Source organism: Enterococcus sp. 2G9_DIV0600 (genome assembly GCF_002140615.1).
GTDB classification, from domain to species: domain Bacteria; phylum Bacillota; class Bacilli; order Lactobacillales; family Enterococcaceae; genus Enterococcus_D; species Enterococcus_D innesii.
In genome coordinates, this window is record NZ_NGLL01000002.1 from 658,779 (window position 1) to 666,401 (window position 7,623).

Consider the following 7,623-nt stretch of genomic DNA (forward strand, 5'->3'; position numbering starts at 1 on the left):
ATGAAATATAAAGGCTATTTGATTGATTTAGACGGTACGATTTACTTAGGAAAAGAGCCGATCCCTGCTGGGAAACGCTTCGTAGAGTCCTTACAAGAAAAAGGACTGCCCTATTTATTTGTGACCAATAATACGACCCGCAGTCCCGAAGTCGTGGCGCAGCGATTGGCGGATGAATTTTCGATCCATGTGGCACCAGAAACGATCTATACCGCAAGCTTGGCAACGATCGATTTTATGAAAGACCATGGCAAAGGCCGCAAAGTGTTTGTGATCGGCGAAGCGGGGTTGATCGATTTGATCTTAGCTGCTGGGTTTGAGTGGGAAGAAACCAATCCGGATTATGTCGTGGTTGGTTTAGACAACCACGTGACCTATGAAAAATTTGTTTTAGCAACGTTAGCGATCCAAAAAGGAGCAACCTTTATCGGGACCAATCCCGACAAAAATATCCCGACGGAAAGAGGCTTGTTGCCAGGTGCGGGTTCACTGATTGCAATGGTGGAGACTGCCACCCAAACGCAACCGATTTTTATTGGCAAACCAGAAGCCATCATTATGGAAAAAGCGGTGGCACACATCGGCTTATCAAAAGAAGAGGTCTTGATGGTGGGGGACAATTATGAAACGGATATTCGCTCGGGGATCCAAAACGGGATCGATTCTTTGCTCGTATTATCTGGCTTTACCCCGAAAGCGGCAGTTCCGACATTACCAGTAGCACCAACCTATGTGGTTGATTCTTTAGATGAGTGGGATTTTGAACAATGAAAAAACAAGTGTGGCTTGAACGCTTAGGATTTGTCTGCTTGTTTTTGTTTTTGGTCAGTCTAGCGATCACCCTAACGATCAATTTTCGACCGTTATATTGGTTTGATGTCGATCACTTAAATCTGCTGGATTATACCTCGCTAACAAGAGAAGAGTTGTTGAAGAACTATGGCTTATTGTTAGATTTTCTAAACAATCCCTTTGCAAGTACGCTCGCCTTGCCCGATTTTCCAATGTCTGAAGCTGGCGCTGGGCATTTTTACGATGTGAAGCAGTTGTTTCTATTAAATTATGCCGTGATGATCTTCACGGTGCTGCCGAGTATCTGGTTCGTCAATCGGTTACGGCAAAAACAACAGCAATGGCGCTTGATTCGTCCCTTTCAATGGGGGATGATTTTGCCGCTGATTTTCGGTTTTTTGATGGCTGTCGGCTTTGACCGCTTTTTCGTTACGTTCCATGAGATTTTCTTCAGTAACGACGATTGGCTCTTTAATCCAGCCACCGATCCGATCATCAACGTGCTGCCAGAAACGTTTTTCATGCATTGCTTTATTCTCTTTTTCGTCTTGATTGAAGTCTTCTTTTTTGCCTTCTATTGGTGGGGGAAACGAGGCTTGAAAAAAACAGCGTAATGAAAAAAGATCAACGATCCACTTCCTTTGAGAGAGGTGAATCGTTGGTCTTTTTTTATTGCGTAATGTAATGAGATTTACTTGGGTGTTGATGGGCTAAGCGACTTGCGGCAGAAGCGGCGATGGCACCTACGATATCATCTAAAAAGGTGTGAACGCGGGGACCATCGTGCTTGTTCAGTTCTTTCAAAATGCCTGGTTTGACTTTATCAATGTATCCGTAGTTAGTAAAGCCGATGGAGCCGTACACGTTGACGATGGATAGTGCGAGGATCTCATCGATCCCATAAAGCCCTTCGTCTTCTTTGACGATTTCTTGCAGTGGATGCAGCAGTTGATTTTCTTCTGCCAAAATATCTAACTGAACACCCGTTAAAATCGTGTTGTGGACTTCCCGCTTGCTTAAGACAGCGTTGACGCTTTCGATACACATCTCCAAGGTGATGCCTTCAATGTAGTCTTTTTGCAAAAACATCACCAATTCGCCGATGTCTTGCAGTGAGACACCGCGGTCGGCCAACAATTCTCTTGCTTTGTCTTCAAGTGTTTTGCTTTCTAATACCATATAGTTCCCCTCCATGTAAAAAAAGTTTATTCAAAAGTCAACATGCGACTGATGGATTGCAATCATAAGTTGTGCCCTATTCTAGTTGCAGCCCATGCCGTTTGGGTTTTAGTCCCTTCTGGCATTTAGGTGTTTGCTAATTTTGCTTTGGCTGCCACTGCCCAAGGATGGGGGACCACTAAGTCACCGGCAAAGAGCCAGTCCATATAATATCTAGCGGCAGATTCCAAGGAATCATCGAGGCGGTCTAATAAGCCGGTTAAAAAAGGTGCTTGATCTTTGCGATCCCATTTGATTTTGTCGGCTAAAAAAACGATCAGATCGAGACGACTATATTGGGCCTTTAAGGTGGTATGACAGCTGATGGCGGACAGAATCTCTGGGTCAGACACCTGAAAAACCGTTTTTGCCAACAAAGCGGATTGCTGCTGATGCAGCAAAAAAGGTGCTTGCCGCTCCGCGTCTAAGATCGGTTCGCCTACCGCTATCTGCAAGGCGATTCGCTGATCGTTAGGGATGACGACGCTGACATCGTGCAGCAGTCCTGACAAGTAAGCTTTCTCCGCGTTGACTTGAAACCGTTCTGCCAATCCTTTGGCTTCTTGGGCAACGGCTAGATTGTGGACCGCCGTTTCGGCATGATCGAAGGCTTCCAGATACTGAACCATTTGCTCAGTGAGGGTCTCCCCCTGTAAAGAGAGAGTATAGGCGGCAGGTTGACGTTGACCAGCTTGTTTCATCTCAGCTACTCCTCAAAAAGACTTGTACTGTGGGCAGGTTGTGTCCGCGTTTTGGGATCAATGTAGTGGAGCGCATTGTTCACCGCGGTTGGGGCTTCCCCAAAACCAGTAGCGATCAGGTCGACTTTTCCGTCGTATAAAACGACATCCCCACAGCCATAGACCCCAGGAACAGACGTGCTCATATCTGAAGAGACGAAGACTCCTTGGCGGCTGCTTTTCATGCCCCAATCCTTGATGTTCAATGTGGAAGAAAAACCGTAATTGACGATCAAAGCATCCAATGAAAGGCTGACCGTTTCATCACCCTTGACTTGCTGCAACGAGACACCAGTCAAACGTTGCTCTCCTTGGAGCTCTTGAATCACATAAGGAGTCAAAATGTTGACGGCAGAAGCTTGTAATTTGCTGACGCTATGTTCATGAGCACGAAATTCAGGACGTCGATGGATCAAGTAGACTTCACTAGCGATCGGCTCCAGCATCAATGCCCAATCGATGGCAGAATCGCCGCCACCGGCGATCGCTACTTTGCGTCCGGCATACTTCATCAAATCGGTGACAAAATAGTCTAAGCCGTATCCTTCAAACCGCTCGCTTTCTGGCAAAGTCAGTTTGCGCGGCTGGAAGGAGCCGTTTCCTAAAGCCAAAATCACGGCTTTCGAGTAATGGATTCCTTTGTCGGTGGTGACTTCGATATAGTCTTCTTGTTTTTCGACCGACAAGACGGTTTCTTCTAAACAATATTGGTGATTGAAGGTCGTCAACTGTTTTTCCAGGTTTTGGACAAGATCGCCCGCTTTGATTTTCGGATAACCTGGGATATCGTAGATGTATTTTTCTGGGTATAAAGTAGCAAGCTGACCGCCTAATTGCGGCAAGCTGTCGATGATCTTGGTTTTGGCGTTACGCATGCCGGCATAGAAAGCAGAAAACATCCCGCTAGGTCCGGCGCCGATAATCGTTATATCAAAAATATCCATGTTATTCCTCTTTTCTAACCACGTTGGGGTGAAGCATGTTCGTGTTGTACGAATAGCTTCATTATAGCAAAAATTATCCAAACTAGCATTTTTTCAATTTTCTGCTATCATGGATTTATGAGAGAGAAGGAGGAGTTAATGTGTCTGAATTTCCACAGTTAGCATTAGAAAAACAAACTGGCCATAAAGCAGTCATCAAAACCAATCGTGGGGATGTAGTTGTACAATTGTTCCCAGAATTGGCACCAAAAACAGTGAAAAACTTCGTTGAATTAGCGAAAAAAGGGTATTACGATGGGATCATCTTCCACCGTGTCATTCCTGATTTTATGATTCAAGGTGGCGATCCAACTGGTACAGGAATGGGCGGCGAAAGCATCTATGGCGGCAGCTTTGAAGATGAATTTTCAAAAGAATTGTTCAATCTTCGTGGCGCTTTATCCATGGCAAACGCTGGTCCGAATACTAACGGCAGCCAGTTTTTCATCGTAAACAATCAACATGTTCCTAGCAACATGTTAGGTCAATTAGAAGGTGCTGGTTATCCAGCTGAAATCATCGAAGCGTATCAAGCAGGTGGTACTCCTTGGTTAGATTTCCGTCACACAGTCTTTGGTCATGTGATCGAAGGAATGTCAGTCGTTGATGAAATCGCTGGCGTGCAACGGGGCCCACAAGATCGTCCAGTGCATGATGTAGTGATCGAAACGATCGAAATCAGCGAATAAAACAAAAGAACCCAAAGCAGTTTCAACGGCCATCCTCAAGGAGATCGTTGAAATGGAAGCTTTAGGGTTCTTTTTTTCATAAGAAAGAGTTAACCGATCGGTTGGTCTTTAAACGCAGCGGCGATTTGATTGAGTGCTTTTTCTAATAGCTCTTTAGGACAGGCAAAGTTCAGCCGCATATGGTGACTGCCGTGGGGACCAAAGATATTTCCTTGATTCAATACGACATTGGCTTCTTTAATCAGTTTTCTTTGTAGCTGATTATCCGTTAGGCCATAGGCAGAAAAATCCAGCCAGATCAAATAAGTACCTTCGGGCTTTTGAAACGTCACTGCTGGCAGATGTTCAGTCAAAAAGTCGCAGACAAAGGTGCGATTTGCTTCTAAGTAGGACAATAGTTCTTCTAACCATGCTTCAGATTCACGATACGCTGCTTCAGTAGCGACCAAACCAAACGTATTGATTTCCCCTTGAACGTTACGTTCCTGTGTTTTTGCAAATTGGCTGCGTAAGGTTTGGTCTTTGATAAATACCATCGAATTTTTGATCCCAGCTAAATTAAAAGTCTTGGTTGCTGAAGTCAAAATGATCGAAAAATCGGCAAAGCTTGGCTCGACTGTTTGGAAAGAGACAAAGTGATTTGGCGCAAAAACGATGTCTTGATGAATCTCATCACTGACAACGATCACCTGGTGCTTTTGACAAATCCGGCCGATCATCAGCAGTTCTTCTTTTGACCATACCCGGCCACCAGGATTATGAGGATTACATAGAAGAAACAATTTTACTTTCTTTTCGATGATGGTTTGTTCCAGCGCCTCAAAATCGATGACGAAGTGGCCATCTTTTTCCAGTAACGGTTCTTGAATTAAGGTCCGCTGATTGTTTTTGACAACCTGGGCAAAGGGATGGTAGACCGGATCGTGGATCAGTACGGCATCTCCTTCTTGCGTATAACTTTGGATCGCCAGGGCAATACTAGGGACGACACCGCTGTTAAAAAGGATCGCTTCCTTAGTGATGGTATAACCATGACGTCTTTGCTGCCAATCGATGATGGATTCAAGCAGCGAATCAGGGATGGTGGAATACCCATAGATCCCTTGGGCAACTGCTTTTTCTAACGCTTTTTTCACAGGTTCTGGTGCCAGAAAATCCATGTCGGCTACCCAAAGCGGCAATAAGTTTTCTTCCTTATAGGTTTTTGCAATGGTGTCCCATTTAACGCTATTGGTGTTTAAGCGGGGATGGACTTTGTCAAAATTGATCATGCGTTTCCCTCCTATATTGTGCAACGTTGTTTCTGATGCTTCAAATCTACCACTAGTTCAAGTATAATGAAAGTGGAAAAGAGAGGAAAGACTATGAATTATCAAATCGGGAACATTATAGAAGGAACAGTCACTGGGATTCAACCCTATGGTGCATTTGTTTCGTTAGATAAGGAAACACAGGGATTGATCCATGTTTCAGAGATCCAATCCGGGTTTACCAAAAATATCCATGAAGTCTTACAGATCGGGCAAAAGATCCGTGTACAAATCATTGATATTGACGAATACAGCCAAAAGATCAGTTTGTCCCGCCGTACATTGGAATCAAGTTTTGTTCAGCCACCCTTTAAGCGTAAACGCTACTTTACAAATAAGAATAAGCGGATCGGTTTCCGTACGATTGGGGAAGCTTTACCAGTGTGGGTGAAAGAAGCTAAAGAAATGTTAGAAAAAGAAAACAGCAACAGATAATCGTGCATATTTTCTGAAAATGTGCTAAAATTAGTTTACAAACAGATGAATAACTGAGGTGGGTATTTTGGGATCCAAAAAAGTAGCGGGTACAGTTATGATGCACTTAGCAAATGGTTCGAAACGATTTTTGATGCAAATACACGAAGGCACTGCGGAATTAGCGTCAACGGATTTTTCTGAAGATAAAACCGGCTTGGCTACGATCTTACAATTGTTTAAAGACCGTATCCACCTTGATGTGACAGCGATCGAACTCGTTGAACTCACAAATGGCCACATTGATACGCAAAACATTCCTTTATTTGTTTTTGAAACACAAGAAGCAGGACAAACGCAACAGCTGCCAGAAGGGTATGCGTGGGAAGAGCCCAATATCTTTCGTAAGATCATCGAAGACTATAAGATTGAAGGCGTTCCGTTCTTTTAGCAACTGTATACTAGTGAAAAGACTGAAGACTGCTGGGCTCCCCGTCAAGTGGACAATGAAATAGAATAAAATTATTTTGACGACTGTCTACCGAAATTCGGTAGGCAGTTTTTATGTTTTTTACTTTGTTTAACCTCAACTTTGCTCGACTGGCCTCCTTCTTGGTTAAGCGGATTTATTCTATTCGCTTGTCCAAGAGGGGGAGTGATTAAGCTGCCATTAATAATTCTTGATGAACTTGGATCGGTGTTTTGCTCTTCAAACATCGTTGATAGCGACCATTGTTGTAATAGTTCATGTATTTCTCGATCATTTCAACGAGACTTTCTCTACTGATAAACTTTCGCCGATAATATTTTTCTCGCTTAAGCATTCCCCAGAAGCCTTCCATTGGACCATTATCGGTACAACGGGCGACACGAGACATACTCTGCTTCATTTTCGCTTTCTTTAGCTTTGTGCAAAAAACTTTACTTGTATATTGAAATCCGCGATCGCTATGAAATAGCGGATGAGCGGTTGGTTCGGCGGCGACTGCTTGATCGAAGGTATCAAAGACTAATTTATTGTCATTTTTGTCGCTGATGACAAATGAAACAATGCGACGATCGGCGAGATCGAGAATAGCGCTCAAATAGATTTTCTTCACTTCAGCCCCTTCATAATACTTGAATTCACTCACATCTGTTAGCCATTTTTGATTCGGTTGATCCGCATTGAACTTTCGATTCAAATAATTTTTCGCAATATGATACGGAGTCTTGGATGCCTTAGTGATACTATTGCCTGAATGCTTGATGGTTGATTGGATTTGAAGTTTGCGACAGATTCGAAGAATACGCTTGTCATTCACTTGAAAGCCATAATCATTCACGAGATCTTCACAGATTCTGCGATATCCTTTATCGTTGTCTGCTTCATAAATATAACGAACAAGGTCAGCCAACTGTTCATTCAATACCACTTCAGGCAGTTTGGGATTTTTTAACCAACGATAATAGGCCGATCTTGTGACATGGAGCAGGG

10 protein-coding genes are annotated in these 7,623 nt (G+C 43.6%); 5 read left to right on the plus strand and 5 right to left on the minus strand.

The features are described 5' to 3' along the window. Both A5870_RS16630 and A5870_RS16635 read left to right on the plus strand, forming a co-directional pair. Window positions 1-771 carry a TIGR01457 family HAD-type hydrolase gene (locus tag A5870_RS16630; RefSeq protein WP_061053784.1) on the plus strand — a complete coding sequence of 257 codons (771 nt, stop codon included), beginning with the start codon at window positions 1-3 and terminating at the stop codon, window positions 769-771. Next, complete coding sequence (locus A5870_RS16635; RefSeq protein ID WP_086294010.1) at window positions 768-1,406, plus strand: TIGR01906 family membrane protein; 639 nt, start codon at window positions 768-770, stop codon at window positions 1,404-1,406. The genes A5870_RS16630 and A5870_RS16635 overlap by 4 nt, the downstream gene beginning before the upstream one ends. Before the next feature lie 55 nt (window positions 1,407-1,461). Here the strand turns inward: A5870_RS16635 and A5870_RS16640 are convergent, their stop codons facing one another. The 3 genes from A5870_RS16640 to A5870_RS16650 form a co-directional block, all read right to left on the minus strand. Further along, window positions 1,462-1,971: a phosphatidylglycerophosphatase A family protein gene (locus A5870_RS16640; RefSeq protein WP_005227653.1), complete on the minus strand. Its 510-nt coding sequence runs from the start codon at window positions 1,969-1,971 to the stop codon at window positions 1,462-1,464. A gap of 125 nt (window positions 1,972-2,096) precedes the next feature. Beyond that, entirely contained in the window at window positions 2,097-2,711 is a 615-nt protein-coding gene (yqeK, locus tag A5870_RS16645; RefSeq protein ID WP_086294011.1) for a bis(5'-nucleosyl)-tetraphosphatase (symmetrical) YqeK, read from the minus strand. 5 nt (window positions 2,712-2,716) lie between these two features. Continuing rightward, on the minus strand, window positions 2,717-3,694 hold the full coding sequence (locus tag A5870_RS16650) for an NAD(P)/FAD-dependent oxidoreductase (RefSeq protein WP_086294012.1): 978 nt from the start codon (window positions 3,692-3,694) through the stop codon (window positions 2,717-2,719). A gap of 140 nt (window positions 3,695-3,834) precedes the next feature. Here A5870_RS16650 and A5870_RS16655 point away from each other — a divergent pair, with 140 nt between their 5' ends. Continuing rightward, entirely contained in the window at window positions 3,835-4,422 is a 588-nt protein-coding gene (locus A5870_RS16655) for a peptidylprolyl isomerase (protein WP_086294013.1), read from the plus strand. Between the two features lie 89 nt (window positions 4,423-4,511). Here A5870_RS16655 and A5870_RS16660 read toward each other — a convergent pair whose 3' ends face one another. Continuing rightward, entirely contained in the window at window positions 4,512-5,693 is a 1,182-nt protein-coding gene (locus tag A5870_RS16660) for a MalY/PatB family protein (protein ID WP_086294014.1), read from the minus strand. A gap of 93 nt (window positions 5,694-5,786) precedes the next feature. Between A5870_RS16660 and A5870_RS16665 the strand changes: the two genes are divergently transcribed. Together A5870_RS16665 and A5870_RS16670 are read left to right on the plus strand one after the other, a co-directional pair. Further along, the gene (locus tag A5870_RS16665; protein ID WP_005231980.1) at window positions 5,787-6,167 is read left to right on the plus strand and encodes a CvfD/Ygs/GSP13 family RNA-binding post-transcriptional regulator; all 381 of its coding nucleotides are present in this window, start codon (window positions 5,787-5,789) and stop codon (window positions 6,165-6,167) included. A 67-nt stretch (window positions 6,168-6,234) separates the two neighbouring features. Beyond that, window positions 6,235-6,597 carry a hypothetical protein gene (locus A5870_RS16670; protein WP_086294015.1) on the plus strand — a complete coding sequence of 121 codons (363 nt, stop codon included), beginning with the start codon at window positions 6,235-6,237 and terminating at the stop codon, window positions 6,595-6,597. A gap of 208 nt (window positions 6,598-6,805) precedes the next feature. Here the strand turns inward: A5870_RS16670 and A5870_RS16675 are convergent. Continuing rightward, the coding region (locus A5870_RS16675) for an IS3 family transposase (RefSeq protein WP_139843174.1) at window positions 6,806-7,623 on the minus strand (818 nt) is incomplete at its 5' end.

What these genes read in the sequence shown, in the direction of transcription:
- yqeK (WP_086294011.1), bottom strand. Translation starts at nt 2,711, where the DNA reads ATGAAACAAGCTGGTCAACGTCAACCTGCCGCCTATACTCTCTCTTTA.
- A5870_RS16650 (WP_086294012.1), bottom strand. Translation starts at nt 3,694, where the DNA reads ATGGATATTTTTGATATAACGATTATCGGCGCCGGACCTAGCGGGATG.
- A5870_RS16660 (WP_086294014.1), bottom strand. Translation starts at nt 5,693, where the DNA reads ATGATCAATTTTGACAAAGTCCATCCCCGCTTAAACACCAATAGCGTT.
- A5870_RS16665 (WP_005231980.1), top strand. Translation starts at nt 5,787, where the DNA reads ATGAATTATCAAATCGGGAACATTATAGAAGGAACAGTCACTGGGATT.
- A5870_RS16635 (WP_086294010.1), top strand. Translation starts at nt 768, where the DNA reads ATGAAAAAACAAGTGTGGCTTGAACGCTTAGGATTTGTCTGCTTGTTT.
- A5870_RS16640 (WP_005227653.1), bottom strand. Translation starts at nt 1,971, where the DNA reads ATGGTATTAGAAAGCAAAACACTTGAAGACAAAGCAAGAGAATTGTTG.
- A5870_RS16630 (WP_061053784.1), top strand. Translation starts at nt 1, where the DNA reads ATGAAATATAAAGGCTATTTGATTGATTTAGACGGTACGATTTACTTA.